General features: G+C 54.9%; 14 protein-coding genes and 1 tRNA gene. 6 read left to right on the top strand and 9 right to left on the bottom strand.

The features are described 5' to 3' along the window. Positions 1–8: 8 nt before the first annotated feature. A complete protein-coding gene (gene frhA, locus QFX32_03675) occupies positions 9–1,376 on the bottom strand; it encodes a coenzyme F420 hydrogenase subunit alpha (GenBank protein MDI9633138.1) in 1,368 nt (455 codons plus the stop codon). 415 nt (positions 1,377–1,791) lie between these two features. Next, positions 1,792–2,763 carry a GTP cyclohydrolase MptA gene (mptA, locus tag QFX32_03670; protein ID MDI9633137.1) on the bottom strand — a complete coding sequence of 324 codons (972 nt, stop codon included), beginning with the start codon at positions 2,761–2,763 and terminating at the stop codon, positions 1,792–1,794. A gap of 98 nt (positions 2,764–2,861) precedes the next feature. Between mptA and ilvC the strand changes: the two genes are divergently transcribed. From ilvC to QFX32_03655, 3 genes are all read left to right on the top strand, one after another. Next, positions 2,862–3,863 (top strand): ketol-acid reductoisomerase, encoded by a 1,002-nt coding sequence (gene ilvC / locus QFX32_03665; protein ID MDI9633136.1) that lies wholly within the window; start codon positions 2,862–2,864, stop codon positions 3,861–3,863. 280 nt (positions 3,864–4,143) lie between these two features. Beyond that, positions 4,144–4,839: a transposase gene (locus tag QFX32_03660; GenBank protein ID MDI9633135.1), complete on the top strand. Its 696-nt coding sequence runs from the start codon at positions 4,144–4,146 to the stop codon at positions 4,837–4,839. Beyond that, positions 4,803–5,183 (top strand): transposase, encoded by a 381-nt coding sequence (locus QFX32_03655; protein MDI9633134.1) that lies wholly within the window; start codon positions 4,803–4,805, stop codon positions 5,181–5,183. Before QFX32_03660 ends, QFX32_03655 begins: the two co-directional genes overlap by 37 nt. Before the next feature lie 140 nt (positions 5,184–5,323). Here QFX32_03655 and QFX32_03650 read toward each other — a convergent pair whose 3' ends face one another. Beyond that, a complete protein-coding gene (locus tag QFX32_03650; GenBank protein ID MDI9633133.1) occupies positions 5,324–6,286 on the bottom strand; it encodes a glycosyltransferase in 963 nt (320 codons plus the stop codon). Between the two features lie 382 nt (positions 6,287–6,668). Between QFX32_03650 and QFX32_03645 the strand changes: the two genes are divergently transcribed. Then, positions 6,669–7,709, top strand: coding sequence for a transposase (locus QFX32_03645; GenBank protein ID MDI9633132.1), 1,041 nt, complete (start codon positions 6,669–6,671; stop codon positions 7,707–7,709). A 255-nt stretch (positions 7,710–7,964) separates the two neighbouring features. On the opposite strand, the gene QFX32_03640 is transcribed toward QFX32_03645, so the two are convergent. Further along, on the bottom strand, positions 7,965–8,972 hold the full coding sequence (locus QFX32_03640) for a D-glucuronyl C5-epimerase family protein (GenBank protein ID MDI9633131.1): 1,008 nt from the start codon (positions 8,970–8,972) through the stop codon (positions 7,965–7,967). Next, positions 8,957–10,015 carry a GDP-mannose 4,6-dehydratase gene (gene gmd / locus QFX32_03635; protein MDI9633130.1) on the bottom strand — a complete coding sequence of 353 codons (1,059 nt, stop codon included), beginning with the start codon at positions 10,013–10,015 and terminating at the stop codon, positions 8,957–8,959. The genes QFX32_03640 and gmd overlap by 16 nt, the downstream gene beginning before the upstream one ends. Positions 10,016–10,155: 140 nt before the next feature. Here gmd and QFX32_03630 point away from each other — a divergent pair. Then, positions 10,156–10,227: transfer RNA gene (locus tag QFX32_03630), tRNA-Arg, on the top strand. A 31-nt stretch (positions 10,228–10,258) separates the two neighbouring features. On the opposite strand, the gene QFX32_03625 is transcribed toward QFX32_03630, so the two are convergent. Further along, positions 10,259–11,209 carry a radical SAM protein gene (locus QFX32_03625; protein MDI9633129.1) on the bottom strand — a complete coding sequence of 317 codons (951 nt, stop codon included), beginning with the start codon at positions 11,207–11,209 and terminating at the stop codon, positions 10,259–10,261. A gap of 152 nt (positions 11,210–11,361) precedes the next feature. On the opposite strand from QFX32_03625, the gene QFX32_03620 reads away from it, so the two are divergent. Next, positions 11,362–11,766 (top strand): pyridoxamine 5'-phosphate oxidase family protein, encoded by a 405-nt coding sequence (locus QFX32_03620; protein ID MDI9633128.1) that lies wholly within the window; start codon positions 11,362–11,364, stop codon positions 11,764–11,766. A gap of 348 nt (positions 11,767–12,114) precedes the next feature. On the opposite strand, the gene QFX32_03615 is transcribed toward QFX32_03620, so the two are convergent. The 3 genes from QFX32_03615 to carA form a co-directional block, all read right to left on the bottom strand. Further along, positions 12,115–13,320, bottom strand: a complete 1,206-nt coding sequence (locus tag QFX32_03615) for an argininosuccinate synthase (protein MDI9633127.1) — start codon at positions 13,318–13,320, stop codon at positions 12,115–12,117. A 321-nt stretch (positions 13,321–13,641) separates the two neighbouring features. Beyond that, a complete protein-coding gene (carB, locus tag QFX32_03610; GenBank protein MDI9633126.1) occupies positions 13,642–16,809 on the bottom strand; it encodes a carbamoyl-phosphate synthase large subunit in 3,168 nt (1,055 codons plus the stop codon). Then, complete coding sequence (gene carA, locus QFX32_03605) at positions 16,809–17,864, bottom strand: glutamine-hydrolyzing carbamoyl-phosphate synthase small subunit (GenBank protein ID MDI9633125.1); 1,056 nt, start codon at positions 17,862–17,864, stop codon at positions 16,809–16,811. Before carA ends, carB begins: the two co-directional genes overlap by 1 nt. Between the last annotated feature and the right edge of the window lie 6 nt (positions 17,865–17,870).

The raw sequence follows: 17,870 nt of genomic DNA, 5'->3' as shown, positions 1-17,870 counted from the left end.
CGGGACTCTCACTGGATGAGCTTCTGGGCGATGACTTTCCTGTCCTGGTCGATGACGATCATGTGCGTCGCACACGACACGCACGGGTCGTACCCGCGCACGACCAGTTCTGCGACCTGCCACGGGGCTCCCGTGAGTGCACGGCTGCACGTCGGGAAGTTCCAGGTGGTGGGGACGAGCATCTCGTAGTAGAGGACCCGGCCGTCCTTGACCTTCGCGAGGTGGACGTCGGTGCCGCGGGGCGCCTCGTTTGCGGCCCACCCGAGGGAGCCGTCACCCTGCGGGATCTTGTCCGCGACGACCTTGCCGCTCGGGTTGTACTCGTCGAGGGCGTTGAGGATGGTGTAGCAGCAGTCCGTGTACTCGAGCTGCCGGGCGATGTGCTGCCCCCACGTCCCCTTCTCGTCGAAGTTCTTGAACCGCACAAGGCGTGCCCGCGGGCCGACCTCGACGGGTGCACCGTCGTACAGGGGCACTCCCGTGCAGGCCTCCATCTGGGGGTTGACCTTGGTCCCTACCGGGGAGGTCCCGCCGATGGGGTAGCTTGGGTCCGCGAGGCTGACTTCACCCTCGCCCATGTACCAGTCCCACGGCCTCACGTCGGTCCACCTGTTGGGGTCCCACGTAGGGTTCTCGTCGAGGTTGCTCGTGCCGTACATGGGGTGGACGGCCATGTACCCCTGGTCGTGGTACCCGAGGGTCTTTGGCAGGGGTATCTGCTTCCCGCCGACCTCCACCCAGTCCCTCTTCTTCATGTTGTTGATGACGGCGAGCATGAACTCCATCTGCTCGCGTGCGAGCACGAGCCCTTCCTTGGCGAGGTCGTACATCTTCGTGACCGCCTGCTTCGTGCAGGCCTTGTACATCCCCCCGACGCGCGGGTTGCTCGGGTGGACCGCCTCTCCGCCCGCGATCTCGCCGATCGTCTGGCCGATCTCGCGGAGCCTCACGATCCTCTTTGCAACACTCCGGACCGGTTCCTGCGGGGAGAACGGGTTGATCTTCGTGTCGGTGCCCGGCAGGTAGAAATCGGGCAGGATCAGGATGTTGTGGAGAGCGATACTGTGCAGCCTGTTTGCGGCCTGCAGGATGATGCGGAGGAGCTTTGCGTCCTTAGGGATCTCGCAGCGGATCGAGCCTTCCATCGCCTCGATGCCGGCCAGTGTGTGGGCGATCGGGCAGATGCCGCACACGCGCGATGCGATCTTCGGGACCTGGTCCATGGTCTTGCCGATGGCCAGTTTCTCCACACCCCGGACGGGTGTGATCGAGAGCCAGTCACCACGCTCGATGATACCGGCATCATCGACCTTCAGGACGAGCTTCGAGTGTCCCTCGTGCCTCGTGGTTGGAGAGATCTCTACTATCTTCGACAATGTAATCGCCTCATGGTATTTGCGTGTTCACAGAGCGATACGGGTGTTGTTCCACACTCACCTCCCGCGCGGGGAGATGGTTGACCGTACGATGTACGTTCAGAAGATTTTGGTAACCTTCTATTATTTATCTCCTCTGCAATGACTCGAAGCCCACAATAAATCGCTATAAAAGGCGATCGGGGCAGTCGGCCCACTTAAAGGGCACTCCGTGAGGGCGGCAGGGCGGGGGAGGGGTGCCGGCGGGCCGGGCACGGGCCCCCCCTGGTACCCGGATCTCCCCCGGAAAAAGGTTTATTCGGATCGCCCGTATGCGCTCTCTCCCGGAAGATGGGGGGACGACACCTGCCGCGCGGAATCCCCGTGGCGATGAAAAGAGGACGTTTGGGATGAGATTTTCTACGTCCCCCTCGTCCTAGATTCCCTGGGAGTCCCCGTTCAGCTCGACGAAGAGTTCTGCCATCGTCGCCTTGCGCTCCGCGTACGCGTCGTGCTGGTGGATGCTCTCCTCGTTCGTCTGCTTGATGGTGACGAGCGAGTCGCCGGGGAGGTAGTGGAACTCGTGGATGACCCTCTTTGCGATCTCCCTCACGCAGTCCTCCACGAACCGCGGGTTCTTATGCGCATTGAGGACGACGTAGCTCTCGTCGCTCCGCTTGAGGAGCTCGTAGATCGAGGCACTCATGGACTCCTTGAGGATCGCGATGATCTTCTCGAGCTTCACGTGCTGGTCGTCGTCGATCTCGATGCAGAGGAATCCCCTGCCCCTCTGGTTGTGGGTCGCCATCGGGACCTCCTTGAGGAAGAGGTCTATCTTGTCGTCCGGGATCCCGAGTCCCTGGAGGACAGATATCGCCCTCTCCTTCATGATATCCTGGGCGCAGGGGCATGCGGTCATCCCGGTCACCTCGGCCCCGATGCTCTTGCGGACGATGGGCTCGCGGAACGTCCGGCGGGCGATGGCACGTGCGTGGACCGTGACGACCTCGTGGCAGTGTGTCCGCGAGATAGGGGTCTCCCTCTTGACCATGAACTGGCTGTTCATCAGGACTTCCGTCCTGTCCGCGTACTCGTGGCGGTCGAGGAGCTTGCGGGCAACGACGCTGCAGAGGTTCTCGATCTCATTTACCTCGCCGTCGATTGCCTGCTGGAGTACCTCGTCTATCACCTCGAAGTTCCGCGAGAGGTTCGCGCCCTTGAGGCTCCCGGGAAGGTCGACGAAGACATCGAAGTTGGAGATGAAGATGACCGGCCTCTTCTCCGGCCGCGAGACCTCGACGAGCTTTTTCACGTTCTTCACGCCCACCCTCGTGAGGTTGATCCGCACGTCGGGTGGCGTCGACTGGATATCGGGGAGTTCACGACCGGATCTCTTCATTGTGCCCATGGAAATAGGACATCTCTCCAGGTCTGGTGTGGAATGTAATTTTTCCATATAATATTTAAGTTTAAGTGCTCTGGTACCGATAGTTCTGGGATGGAACCATGATGGAAAAATATTACGATTCTGACGCCGACCTCGGCGTCCTCGCGGGGAAGAAGATCGCCGTCATCGGCTATGGGTCGCAGGGGAGGGGACAGGCGCTCAACCTGAGGGACAGCGGGCTCGACGTCGTGGTGGGCCTTCGGCCGGGCCGCTCGTGGCAGGCCGCGACTGCCGATGGATTCTCCGTGTACCCCGTCGCCGACGCGGTGAAGATGGCCGAGATCGTCCAAGTCCTCGTCCCCGACGAGCACCAGGCGGCGCTCTACCGGGAGGAGATCCGTCCCCACCTCTCCGAGGGCAAGTGCCTGATGTTCTCGCACGGGTTCAACATCCACTACGGCCAGATAGTCCCGCCGCCCGACATCGACGTGATCATGGTCGCGCCGAAGGGGCCGGGGCGGATGGTCAGGAAGATGTACGAGGAGGGGAAGGGAGTCCCCGCGCTGATTGCGGTCCACCAGAACTACACGGGCCGGGCGAAGCAGATCGCGCTCGCGTACGCGAAGGGGATCGGTGCGACGCGGGCGGTCGTGCTCGAGACCACGTTCCGCGAGGAGACCGAGACCGACCTCTTCGGGGAGCAGGCGGTCCTCTGCGGCGGGATCACGTCCCTCATCAAGGCGGGGTTCGAGACCCTCGTCGACGCGGGATACGCGCCCGAGATGGCGTACCTCGAGGTCCTCCACGAGACGAAACTCATCGTCGACCTCATCTACGAGGGCGGGTTCACGAAGATGCGCAATTCAATCAGCAACACGGCACAGTACGGCGACCTCACGAGGGGGCCGAGGGTGATTGGGCCCGAGACCTACCTCGCCATGCAGGAGATCCTCAGGGAGATCCAGACGGGAGAGTTCGCGAAGGAGTGGATCCTCGAGAACATGGTGAACCGGCCGGTCTTCAACGCCCTCACGAAGGCCGACGAGGAGCACCTGATAGAGAAGGTCGGAAAGGAAGTGAGGGCGATGATGCCGCAGTTCCGGGACGCCGAAAAAACCTGAAATAATATCTTTTTTATTACTCAATTTAAGCAATTTTCCTACATCCAACCAATACTTTAACAAAATCGTCAAAAAAAAAAATTTAACCCCCTCCATTTCTCTCACCCAAAATACGCATGATAATCACCTTAATTCACAATACACAAGAGATTCACGCGCCTAGTATAAAAGTACATTTCGAAATATCTCTAAATCGAAAAATACGCAAGAATAAATCGTAAAATTGATCGTACTCGGAGGGGAATACATATTTGGTGAAACGATGCATCCCCCTCTGGTAGTGGATCGCAAGGACCCAAAATGGTTTCTCCTCGAACGAGTCCTGGAACTCGTCACCAGTCGTCCCGCCCAACAGGTATTTGCGAGAAACGAGATTGAGCCCATTCCCGCAACTTTAGATGCAATCGCGATCGTTCTCACCGCGATGTTCTTCTCTTGTGATTGTTCCTTTGTCATCCAGGAATTGGTAAATCGCAGGAGACTCCGTAAATTCCTGGACATTCGCACGGTTCCCACAGTCGATTCAGTCTATAAAACGCTGAGCAGGTTCGATGAAACCCAGTTCATCTCCCTCGTGAACGGGATCCTCAATTCCTGCTGCACGAGGAAGAGGAGATGGAGGAAGAACACGTTTATCGTGGATGCAACCGCGATTACCCTCGATTTGAACTGGTTCAGGAAAAAGTATACGAAGAAACAGCTGGAGAACAGGGACTACGCGTGGGGGTATTGTCCTACCCACGGCCACTATATCGGCTACAAACTCACTCTCGCACTCGACGCGCATTCCCTGCGGCCGGTCTGTTTCCTTCTCCATCCGGGATCTCCCCACGACTCAACCATTTTCCGCGAGATTGTGAGTGAATTGAAAAGGCGCAGAATCGTCCGGATCGGTGATACAATCGTCTTTGACAAGGGTACTACGCGTACGATAACTACGTGGAGGGAATCTTCGAGTTCGGCATCGTCCCGGTGATTTTTACAAAGAAGAACTTTTCATTGTCCAAACTGCTCAGGAAACTCAATTTTCCCCTCTGGATTTTCGGGAGGTCTGATACGAAAGAGCACGTCCAGAGATACACTTCCCTTGCGCGCCGGTTGGTGATGTACCTCCGCGATGAGATCCACCTTGTGGAGAAGAGATCCCTCATCGAGGATGTCTTCAAAACGGCGAAAAATGCATTCGGATTGAAGAGGATTCACAAGTATAAGACGCGATCTGTGAAAAAGACGGTCTTCCTGAATGTACTTTTACTCGGAATCGTTATTTCTCTCGGATTTGGCGATAAGATTCAATTACAACGGTTGGCTGAGTGGTGATTTGGGGAGGGGGCTAAAAGAATTTCTCTACCTGCGAAATGTGGGATATGTCTCGGGTTAAAGTTATTTCAAGATTCTAGAAATTAATGGAGAGTTTTTATAAAACCTCTTTAACTAAAATTATCAGAACTTTCTTATTTTTACCATCCTACTTGTATATATTGCCTAAAAACGATTTTTGTTATTTTTTTCTTGACAATTTTTTCAATACGCAAAAAAAGAATAGTAAAAAATGGGATTATATTATTAATAATAGTAGTGGGATTTCGAATAATAAAATGGAAAATTTTCTTTATTAGCTTTAGTATATAGTGCTTCTTGCCCTCCATGAAAATGCAATAAAGAAGATCGACATAATAATGAGAATATGCAAAAGGCTTTATTTTCCAATAGATATTACAAGAATCATTTTTAAAAGTTTTATCAAGATAATGCTTGTAATCATTTACCATTAATCTCAAATTCCGGGAGGCATTTGAACTATGTCTTCGATACAAAATAAGTGGTTTCTGAACATATCCAATGGGATAGTTTTGTGTTATTCTCGTATAAAGGTCGTAATCTTCTCCTCCACGTAGTGACTCATCGTAAAGTCCAACTTCAAATAATACGCTTTTTCTAAACAAAGGATATCCAATATGACATCCCCTGCGCCATAATACTTCACCACATATCCACCCTTTTGAATACTTTTCCTTTCCGATTATTTTCCCCTGTATCACTCCTTTTTCATCAATTACATAAATATCAGAGTGAACTAGTCCATAATCCGGATTCTTTAAAATCTCATTGTATAATTCCTCTATGCGCGTTGGTAACATAACATCATCAGATGCAAGTAATGTGATAAACTCCCCTAGAGAGGCAAGAATACCATCATTTGTCGTTTTAGAAACTCCATAATTTTTATCGTGAATAATAACACGAATCCTCGGGTCTTTTGAGGCATATTTCCTGATTATATCCATTGAATTATCGCATGAACCATCATCAACAATAATAAGCTCTATATCTGAAAAAGTTTGATTCAAAGCGCTCTCTATACATTCTGGTAAGAATCGTGCATTATTATAAGATGGGATCACAACACTGACTTTGACCATCGTTACCGCAAATGAAAAACCAATTTATTTTCAATATCTAATAAACATTAACCCCATCCATTTCTGTCACCCAAAATCTACTTGATACTCTTTTCAATTCAAAATACACAAGACGATTTCGAAAAACCTGTGACATCGAAAAAAGGAGAACGCTCTCTCGAAATTTGAGAACTCAAAATGGGAGATAGCCCCCTCCATTTCTCTCACCCAAAATACGCATGATAATCACCTTAATTCACAATAAACAAGAGATTCACGCGCCTAGTGTAAAAGTACATTTCGAAATATCTCTAAATCGAAAAATACGCAAGAATAAATCGTAAAATTGATCGTACTCGGAGGGGAATACATATTTGGTGAAGAGATGCATCCCCCTCTGGTAGTGGATCGCAAGGACCCAAAATGGTTTCTCCTCGAACGAGTCCTGGAACTCATCACCAGTCGTCCCGCCCAACAGGTATTTGCGAGAAACGAGATTGAGCCCATTCCCGCAACTTTAGATGCAATCGCGATCGTTCTCACCGCGATGTTCTTCTCTTGTGATTGTTCCTTTGTCATCCAGGAATTGGTAAATCGCAGGAGACTCCGTAAATTCCTGGACATTCGCACGATTCCCACGGTCGATTCAGTCTATAAAACACTGAGCAGGTTCGATGAAACCCAGTTCATCTCCCTCGTGAACGGGATCCTCAATTCCTGCTGCACGAGGAAGAGGAGATGGAGGAAGAACACGTTTATCGTGGATGCAACCGCGATTACCCTCGATTTGAACTGGTTCAGGAAAAAGTATACGAAGAAACAGCTGGAGAACAGGGACTACGCGTGGGGGTATTGTCCTACCCACGGCCACTATATCGGCTACAAACTCACACTCGCACTCGATGTGCATTCCCTGCGGCCGGTCTGTTTCCTGCTCCATCCGGGATCTCCCCACGATTCTGTCATTTTCCGTGAAATCGTGAGTGAATTGAAAAGGCGCAGAATCGCCCGGATCGGTGATACAATCGTCTTTGACAAGGGATACTACGCGTATGATAACTACGTGGAGGGAATCTTCGCGTTCAGCATCGTCCCGGCGATCTTCGCTAAGAGGAACTTCTCATTACCCAAACTGCTCAGGAAACTCAATTTTCCCCTCTGGATTTTCGGGAGGTCTGATACGAAACAACTCGTCCAGAGATACACTTCCCTGGCGCGTTGGTTGGTGATGTACCTCCGCGACGAGATCCAACTCGTGGAGAAGGGATCCCTCATCGAGGATGTTTTCAAAATGGCGAAAAATGCATTCGGTTTGAAGAGGATCCACAAATATACAACGCGATCTGTGAAAAAGACGGTCTGCCTGAATGTACTTTTACTCGAGCTCGTTATTTCTCTGGGATTTGGCGATAAGATTCGATTACAGCGGTTGGCTGAGTGGTGATTTGGGGGGGCTATTACTGTACTTTTAGCCGGGGAGCACAGAAACCGCGCAGATGTGTATTATCTCTTCATATTCATGTTAGAATTTTCATTGATTTGAAGGATGGTTATGGAGAGGGTTAATACCATTTTGAGTTATCATATTTGGAAAGGGCCGGATCTTTCTCTCAATATCATGGGTTTTTCGAAATCGTCGGTTATCTGAGTGGTGATTTAGAGAGGGAGCCACACCTTATTATGAACGGCACATATTAATTTAAAGAATTGTTTTATGAAATATGTAATAGATTGTTGTATTCCAATACCAAATAAATATTTCTTTAAATAAATTACAATTTTTCATAATATACCCCTCTCTTATTATTTCAAGCTCAGGATCATAATTCGATAGATATTTTAACCAAGCCAAATTACACGAATAATAACTTGGATTAGGAACGATTTTACTGTTATCAAAGTAATGTCCAAAAAAAGTACTTCTAAATTCGTGCGAAGATTTTTTAAAACCATCTATAGAATCTTTCAATAAACTCTCTACTAAATATTTATCTGGATCAGATTCATCAAGTGATCTATACAAGTCATATACCCCCGCAATTGCAGCCAAAGAACCGTCAAGAACTTCATATTTATAATGAGGGTATTCCTTTAACCATTTTCCTCCATTTTTTTGTTTGATAAATGGGACAGATGAATTCTCTTCAATTAATGCGAGTATGGACTTCTTTGCTCCTTCATAAAATCTTGTCTCATTGGAAATTCGATATCCCCACAAGAAAGCAGATGCTGCTTGTCCTTGAGCCATGGATGAATACCATGGTGCACTCTCATTATTCGTCGGCCAGTCAAAATTATAGGGATGGATTATATTACCTTTAGGAGTGATATTTGCATTTAACAATAAAAATTCTAAATTTATTCTCATTGAATCATACGCTTCTTCATTTGTATAGGCATATGGTGCAATTGATAAAACATATTGAGATATAGTGACCGGATTATATTGTTTTCCAATTGTCCCTCCGTAATCATATACTACGACCCCTTTATTATCAAAAGTTCGTTCACTTCGAATTGTTGAAAAGTTTTCAGATGGCAGATAATAATAACCATCTTTTGTTGGTAGAGAATAACCATTTAAACTACAATAATCCACTTTTTCCGAAAAATCAATTGCTTTTGGTAATGTTACAGCGAGAAAAAATAATAAAAAAATGAAAATTATAATAATAATAGATTTTTTCACCCTCAGTCCCCCCTCCACCACTTCTCCCCAAACCTCTTCTCCACGATATTGTCCCCTTCTCCGATGGGCTCGAGGCCGAACGCCCGCATGTCCGCGTCCACCATGATCTTCACGAGATCCGAAAATTTCACCCGTGCCTTCCAGCCCAGTTTCCGCTCCGCCTTGCGCGGGTCGGCCACGAGGGCATCCACCTCTGTCGGCCGGAAGTACTTCTTGTCGATGACGACGTGCTCGTCCCGCTCAAGCCCCGCGTACTCGAATGCCGCGTCGAGGAACTCCTGTACCGAATGCGTCTCGCCCGTCCCGATCACGAAGTCATCGGGGCTCTCCTGCTGGAGCATCATCCACATGCACTCGACGTACTCGGGTGAATACCCCCAGTCCCGCCTCGCCTCGAGGTTCCCGAGGGCGAGGACTTTTTCTTTCCCCGCGAGGATTTTTGCAATACCCCTCGTGATCTTCCTCGTGACGAATGTCTCGCCCCGGCGAGGGGATTCATGGTTGAAGAGGATGCCGTTGCAGGCAAACATCCCGTACCCCTCCCGGTAGTTCCTCGTCATCCAGTAGGCGTAGAGCTTCGCACACGCGTACGGGCTTCGGGGGTAAAACGGGGTATCCTCGTTCTGGGGCGGGGGTGAACCGCCGAACATCTCGCTGCTCGAGGCCTGGTAGAACCGCACGTCGGGGTTGCTCCTCCTCGCCGCCTCGAGGAGACGCGTCGTCCCGAGGCCGGTGATGTTGCCCGTGTACTCCGGTGTATCGAAGCTCACCCGGACGTGGCTCTGGGCTGCGAGGTTGTAGACCTCGTCGGGCCGAACGCGGTGCATGACGGTCGAGATCTGGTCGGAGTCCGAGAGGTCTCCGTAGTGGAGGAAGAGCCCTGTCCCGCTCGACGCGGTTCCCGCGATCTCCGTCTCGGGGAAAATGTGGGCTATCCGGCTCAGGTTGAGAGTGGATGACCTCCGGACGAGGCCGTGGACCTCGTAACCCTTGGAGAGGAGGAGTTCCGCGAGATACGATCCATCCTGTCCCGTAATCCCGGTGATCAAGGCTTTTTTCATGGTTTGCCCCGCACGTGGTGAGTTATATCTGACCGGAAAGGGGATATAATTTCCCCACAGCGGTGGCGATTCTCAAAAACAGAACGTGCAAACGGAATGGTGAATTATTTAAATCCGCGAGGATGATAATTGTACTCAGTGTCCCGGTGGGGTAGTGGATATCCTAGAAGCCTGCGGAGCTTTTGACCCGGGTTCAAGTCCCGGCCGGGGCGTTTTCCTTTTCGGCAGTTTTTAACGGTTATTTCACTCATCCCCGAGGGGAATGCCGCGGTGCAGTCCGGCCCTCTTCGCGGCCTCGACTGCAGCGAAGAACTCGCGCGGCGAGAGCCTCCTCGTCAATGCGTCGTAGCGTGGATCGTCCTTGAACATCCGAACGCGGCCGCACGGGTGGTACTGGTCCATTATGTTCACGTACGCGTCGATCGAGACGTTCTCCGCGATGAACCGGAACACCTCTTCGCTCTGCGCGAGGTTGCCGGGGAGGACGAGGTGGCGGATTATCAGGCCCCTCGTGGCTACGCCTTCGACTGTGACGAGGTCGCCGACCTGCCGCTGCATCTCGACAATTGCATCCTGCATGATCTCGACGTAGCGGGGGGCGTCCGAGAGTGCAATGGCGACATCGTCCGACCCGTACTTCGCGTCCGGCATGTAAATGTCAAAGATCCCGTCGAGGATCCGCAGCGTATCGACAGAGTCGTACGTCCCTGTATTGTACACGAGGGGTACCGTGAGCCCGTCATTTACCGCAATGGTGAGAGCACGGAGGATCTGCGGGACAAAATGGGTCGGTGTCACGAAGTTGATGTTGTGGCATCCCCGCTCCTGGAGGAGGAGCATGGTCCGAGCGAGGTATTCGCAGCTCACCTCCCTCCCTATTCCATCCTGGCTTATCTCGTAATTCTGGCAGAAAGCGCACCGCATCGTGCACCCGGTAAAAAAGATCGTCCCCGAACCGTGGAATCCCACGAGCGGCGGTTCTTCCCCAAAATGCGGGCCGTATGATGAAATCTTCGGCATCTCACCCCCGCCGCAATACCCCGTTTCCCCACCGAGCCTGTCCACCCCGCACCTCCTCGGGCAGAGGCGGCACGAGGAGAGTATTTCCCACGCGGCATCGACGCGGTGCTCCAGCTGGCCCGATTCGTGGAGTCCCACGTAAGAGGCAACCGGGTTCTCCTGCCACACTGCCATGCCTTCTCTCCCAAGAGTCCGTCCCATGCAGGGATATCCCCCTCTGCAATCAGGGTTGTTCTCCCAAAAAGAATATGGGGTGTGGTGCACACCGGTGTATTGTCGGTTCATTGTGCCGAGATACCCGTCGTTGTTCCGAGGTGGATGGAAAGATGGTCAATCTGACACCCGAGATGAAGGAGACATTCTCCAAGATAAAGCTATTCCCGGTGGCAACCGCGTCAAAGAACGGTATCCCGAACGTCGTTCCCATCGCGTTTGTCTCGCTGGTCGCCGATGATACAATCTGGCTCGCGGATAACTACATGCACAAAACACTCGCAAACGTGATGGAAAACCCCCACGCGGCGATCTACATCTACGACGCGGACGCGAAGAAGTGCTTCCAGGTAAAGGGAACGGTGGAAGTGAAGACTTCGGGTCCCGATTACGAGAAAATGAAGAAGATGGTCAACGAGAAGAAACCGGGGTTGCCGGCAAAGTCCCTCCTCGTGATGAAGGTCACGGAAGTCTACGAGTGCAATCCCGGTCCGCACGCGGGCAAAAAACTCCTCTGAGAGATTCCACGCGAACAGGTAGTGAAGGGATACATTTCCCCTTTTTTTTCAAGGTATCTTCCTAACCGTTTCTCTCACCCGGAAAAACGGGCTCCGCGCGGAAACTTTCTTTTAAGCCAAGATTTGGGCATTTTAATGGTTTTGAGGAGGTATTCGAGCCGAGGATTCGCGCCATCGAGGGAAATCGCAATTCCCAGAAAGGAAATCCGGTTTTGGGATCCCACCCGCCTCGGCTTACCCGATCCACAGGGGGCATGGAAATATGTTTTCACGAGTGAGGACAGACCATGCGGGAAGTACTGATTCTTCCAGGAAAAAAATGAATCAGAGTAATCGGACCACGTGAGACTACTTTGGCCTTGACTTCCCCTCTTTTCGCCCCTGCCTGACGAGACGTGCCTGAATGCCATAGTAGGCAGACACCCCAATGGCATGGCACTGGTCGATTGTCGTCGAATCGAACGAGACGAGGTCTCCCGAGTAGATACCCTCGGGCGACGATCTCCCGAGGACCCTGCAGCACCCCTTGTACATCTCGACCTCGACCCGCCCCGTCACCCTCTCCTGCGACCTCTCGATGAACGCGTTGAGGTCATGGAAGAGCGGCTCGTGGACGAGGCCCATGTACGCGAGCTCCGCCCACTTCTCCTCGACGATTCGCTTGAACGAGAGCTCGTGGCGCGTGAGGGTGAGGTGCTCGAGGTCGCGGTGCGCGCACAGGAGCACCGTCGCGGCCGGGTGCTCGTAAATCTCTCGTGCTTTCAACCCGAGGATACGGTCCTCGATCATGTTGTTCCGGCCTATCCCATGCCGGCCTGCACGGAGATTCAACTCCCTGATGAGGTCGTAGGGCGCGTACTCCACGTCGTTTAGCCGGTGGGGAATTCCCTTGATGAAGTCGATTGCAATGACCTCCGGTGTTGCGGGAGCGGACGAAGGGGACACCGTCCACGCATATATCTCCTCGGAGGGGTGGAACGCGGGATCTTCGAGAGCACCTCCCTCGATGCTCCTGCTCCAGATGTTCTCGTCGACGCTCCACGGTTTTTCCTTCGCCGCGGGAACGGGTATCCCGTGCTCCCTCGCGTACTCGATTTCCCACTCGCGCGTGAGGTTGAGGTCCCTCACGGGGGCGATCACCTCGAGCCCCGCCATCCGGAAGACGAAGTCGAACCGGAACTGATCGTTCCCCTTCCCCGTGCACCCGTGGGCAACCGTCCGCGCCCCCTCGCGTGCGGCGATGCCGACGACCTCCTCCGCGATGAGCGGCCGGGCGAGCGCGGTTCCCATCGGGTACCCCTCGTAGGAACCGTTCGCCCTGATCGCGGGGAGGATGTAGTCCGTGACGAACTTTTCCCGGGCATCTATCGTGTAGTGGACGTCGGCGAGTCTCTGCCCCTTCTCTGTCGCTGCCCTGATCTCCTCGTCGCGTTGGCCCACGTCGACGACGACCGTCACGACGCGGTCAAACCCGTACCGTTCCCGCAGGAGCGGGATGCAGACAGACGTATCGAGCCCGCCGGAATAGGCAAGGACAACAGTTCCCTTTCCCATCTCTCGTGCGCTCCTCCAAGGTCTCTTTGCGAACTTGATACCTATTCATTGCCCTTCGCCGGGTAATAAGGCTGCGTCATCGTGATGGAGGGAAATCCCGCCGGGATTAAATAGCGGGAGAGGATGGGTTCTTCGGAGGTGCTTGAAATCCCGAAACGGATTAAAATGGGGAGTATCGTGCGCGGAGGCACGCGAAAGGTGCCGGGGAGTCGCCGGGGAACGGGACTCGTCGTTTCGGCGAGCAGTCCGTTATTCGGGCGGAAACGGAGAGGAGGATTTCGCGGTCATCCCCCCCGCGATACGCGGTTGGAATCCCGGCACTCACATCGTCCCGATGTAGTGGGAGAGCGGCTCGATGGTGACCTGCTGCTTTCTCATCGCCTCGATTGCCATCGTCGCTGCCCTCGCTGCCTGAATGGTGGTGATGTACGGGACTCCGTAGTCCACCGCTGCCCTCATGATCTGGTAGTGGTCCTGCCGGGACTGCTTGTCAGCCGGCGTGTTGATTATCAGCTGGATCTCGCCGCCCCTGAGGAGGTCGATCGCGTTCGGCGAGCCTTCCTGGACCTTCCGCACCTGTTCTGCAGGGATGCCCGCGTCGTTGAGGTACTCCACTGTCCCGGCTGTCCCGAACAGGCGAAGCCCCATCTCGTGGAGCTTGCGCGCGATGGGGATGACCTCGTCCTTCTGGTCCTTCGAGATGGAGATGAAGATGTTGCCCTCGAGGGGGAGCGTGTTGTCCGCGGAGACCGATGCCTTGTAGTAAGCACGGCCAAAGTCGTAGTCGATGCCCATCACTTCTCCCGTGCTCTTCATCTCGGGTCCAAGGACAGTGTCGACTCCCGGGAGCTTGTTGAACGGGAGGAGGACTTCCTTCACGGCAACGTGGGATATGGGTCTCTCCGTGTACCCCAGATCCTTGATTTTCTTCCCGATCATCACCTTCGCGGCGATCTTCGCGAGGGGGATTCCCGTTGCCTTGCTCACGAAGGGAACTGTCCTGCTCGCCCGTGGATTTGCCTCGAGGACGTAGACCACGCCATCCTTGACCGCGAGCTGGATGTTGATGAGCCCGACGACACCGAGCGCGAGCGCGATCTTCCGCGTGTAGTCCTTCACGGTCTCGATGACGGGTGGGGAGAGGGACTGGGTGGGGATGACGCACGCGGAATCGCCGCTGTGGACTCCCGCCTCCTCGATGTGTTCCATGATCCCCCCGATCAGGACCTCTTCCCCGTCACAGACAGCGTCCACGTCAAGCTCGATCGCGTTCTGGAGGAACGAGTCGATCAGGACGGGGTGGTTCCTGCTCACCCTGACGGCCTCCTTCATGTAGCTCTCCAGCTCTATCTCGTCGTGGATGATCTCCATCGCCCTCCCGCCAAGGACGTAGGAAGGCCTGACGAGGACGGGGTACCCGATTGCCGCCGCCTTCTCCCTGGCCTCGGAGAGGGAGTAGGCCGAGCTGTTCGGGGGGGTCGGGATGCCGAGTCTCCCGAGGAGGAGGCTGAACCGGTCCCTGTCCTCGGCGATGTCCATGGAATCGGGGGAAGTCCCGAGTATCCGCGTGGGCAGACCGAGCCTCTTTATCTCTTCGTGGAGGGGAACGGCGAGGTTCACCGCGTTCTGCCCGCCGAACTGGACCATGACACCGAAGTAGTTGTCCTTGCGGAGGATGTTGACGACGTCCTCGAGAGTCATGGGTTCAAAGAAGAGGCGGTCGGACGTGTCGAAGTCGGTGGAGACCGTCTCGGGATTGTTGTTCACGATGTGGACCTCCACGTTCTCCTCGCGGAGGGCCTTGACCGCGTGGACGGTGCAGTAGTCAAACTCTATTCCCTGTCCGATGCGGATGGGCCCGGACCCGAGGATGAGGACCTTTGGCGTCTCGGTCCTGTGGATCTCGCACTCCTGGTCCCACGTCGAGTAGAAGTAGGGTGTGCGCGCGGGAAACTCCGCTGCGCACGTGTCCACGATCTTGTAGGCGGGATCCCCCGCGATGCTGCGTATTTCGTCCGCCGGGAGTCCAGTCAGCGCGGCGATCTCCGAGGCAGTGAATCCGTACTTCCTCGCGAGAAGGATATCCTCCCTCGTGGGAGAATCCCGCAGCCGCCTCTCCACGTCGACGATGTTCTTCACCTTCTCGATGAAGAACGGCGAGATGTGCGTGAGTTCCGCGATCTCCGCGACGGAGAATCCCGCCCGCACGGCGTCAAAGAGCGTGTGGAACCGCTCGTCGGTCGGTCGGGAGAGGATCATCCGTATCTCCGCGGGGTGCGTGTGGGGTTCCACGTCGGTATCGAGGGAACGGAGCGCCTTCTTGAACGCTTCTTCCACGCACCTCCCGATCGCCATCACCTCCCCCGTGCTCTTCATCGAGGTCGTCAGTGTCCTGTCCGCGTTCCTGAACTTGTCGAATGGCCACCGGGGTACCTTCACCACGATGTAGTCGATGGCCGGCTCGAAAGACGCGGGGGTGCACCCCGTCACGCTGTTCATTATCTCGTCGAGTCGCAGACCGATCGCGATCTTCGCCGCGACGCGGGCGATTGGGTAACCGGTCGCCTTCGAGGCGAGGGCGGACGAGCGGGAGACCCTCGGGTTCACCTCGATGACGCGGTACTCCCCGTCCCTGTACGCGAACTGGATGTTACAGCCTCCCTGCACGTCGAGTGCCCTTATGATCTTGATGGCCGCGGTCCGCAGCGTCTGGAACTCGTCGTCCCGGAGGGTGAGGATGGGCGCGACCACGACGCTCTCGCCGGTGTGGATTCCCATGGGATCCACGTTCTCCATGCCGCACACGATGATGCAGGTGTCTGCTGCATCCCGCATCACCTCGAACTCTATCTCCTTCCACCCGACGACCGACTCCTCGACGAGGACCTGGTGGATGCGTGAACGCGTGAGACCTATCTCGATGATGCGTGCAAGCTCCTCCTTCGTGTGCGCGATCCCGCCGCCGGTTCCCCCGAGTGTATATGCGGGCCTCACGATCGCGGGGAGCCCGACGGTCTGCAGGGCCTCCTCGACCTGGTCCAGGCTGGTGAGGATCATGCTCCGGGGGACGGGTTCCCCTATCCGTTCCATGAGCGACCGGAACTTCTCGCGGTCCTCGCCGTGGTAGATTGCCTCGAGGGGTGTCCCGAGGATCTCGACGCCCTTGAGGGCTCCCCTCTCGGCAAGTTCCGCGGTCATGTTGAGACCCGTCTGCCCCCCCATGCCGGAGAGGATCCCGTCGGGCTTCTCCTTCTCGATGATCTTCTCGATGATTTCTGCCTTGATCGGCTCGATGTAGATCACGTCTGCCATTTCCGGGTCGGTCTGGATCGTCGCGGGGTTGGAGTTGACGAGGACGACCTTTACCCCCTCTTCCCGCAGGGCGCGGCATGCCTGCGAGCCCGAGAAGTCGAACTCGGCTGCCTGGCCGATCTGGATAGGGCCCGATCCTATCAGCAGGACCTTCCTGATGTGGGGTTTCTTCGGCATCAGGAGAGCCTCCGGAACATCGTGTCAAAGAAGGGGATCTCCGTGTCCCTAGGCCCGCCATGGGCCTCGGGATGGAACTGGACGCACGTGATCTCGAGGTAGGGGTCCTCGAAGCCCTCGAGTGTGCCGTCGTTCACGTTCGTGTAGATGACCGAGCATCCCTCGGGGAGGGTCTCTGCATCGACGGCGTAACCGTGGTTCTGGGTCGTGATGGCGATGCTCCCGTCCTTGTACCTCACCGGCTGGTTCGTCCCCCGGTGCCCGAATTTCATCTTGTACGTCCTTGCCCCGAGACCGATGGCACAGATCTGGTTGCCCATGCAGATGCCGAAGATGGGGACTGTCCCCGCGAGATCCTTCACGCAACGGATCGCATGCTTCGCGCGGACGGGATCCCCGGGTCCGTTGCTGATGAAGAGGGCGTCCGGGGAGTGTTCCATGACCTGGTCAGGAGTGCAGTCGTGGGGGTAGACATAGATGTCTGCATCCCTGTGCCTCAAGCTTATGAGCATGTTTTTCTTCAGGCCGAGGTCGATGAACGCGATCTTCTTCCCCTTCCCGGGGATGTGGTACGGCTCCTTGCAGGAAACATCGGGGATGAGCTCTACTTCCGAGAGGACTGGAGTCTTCCTCGCGAGTTCTACAGCGCGCTCATGGTCGTCGGTCCCCACGACGAGGCCAGCCCGCATGGTCCCCTCCGTCCGCGTCCTGATGGTGAGCATGCGGGTGTCTACGCCCTCGATGCCGAGGAGGGCATTCTCCTCGAAGAAGTCCCGAAGCGAGGGGAGGGTCTCGGGAACGGGACAGACCTCCCTGACCACGCACCCACGTGCCCAGACCTTCGCCGACTGGAAATTCATCCTGTCGACACCGTAGTTCCCTATCGTCGGGAAAGTGAACATGAGGATCTGCCCGTGGTAGCTAGGATCCGTGAGCGCCTCCATGTAGCCGCCCATCTGGGTCGTAAAAACGAGTTCCCCCGCGCACTCCCCTTCCACCCCAAACCCTGTCCCGGCAGCATACGTGCCGTCTTCGAGGCCCAGAACCGCCTTCATGGTTTC

It is taken from the genome of Methanolinea sp. (assembly GCA_030055515.1).
In the GTDB taxonomy this organism is placed as follows: domain Archaea; phylum Halobacteriota; class Methanomicrobia; order Methanomicrobiales; family Methanospirillaceae; genus Methanolinea_A.
The sequence above is the reverse complement of the archived record's forward strand: the minus strand, read 5'-3'. Positions and strand labels throughout refer to the sequence as shown.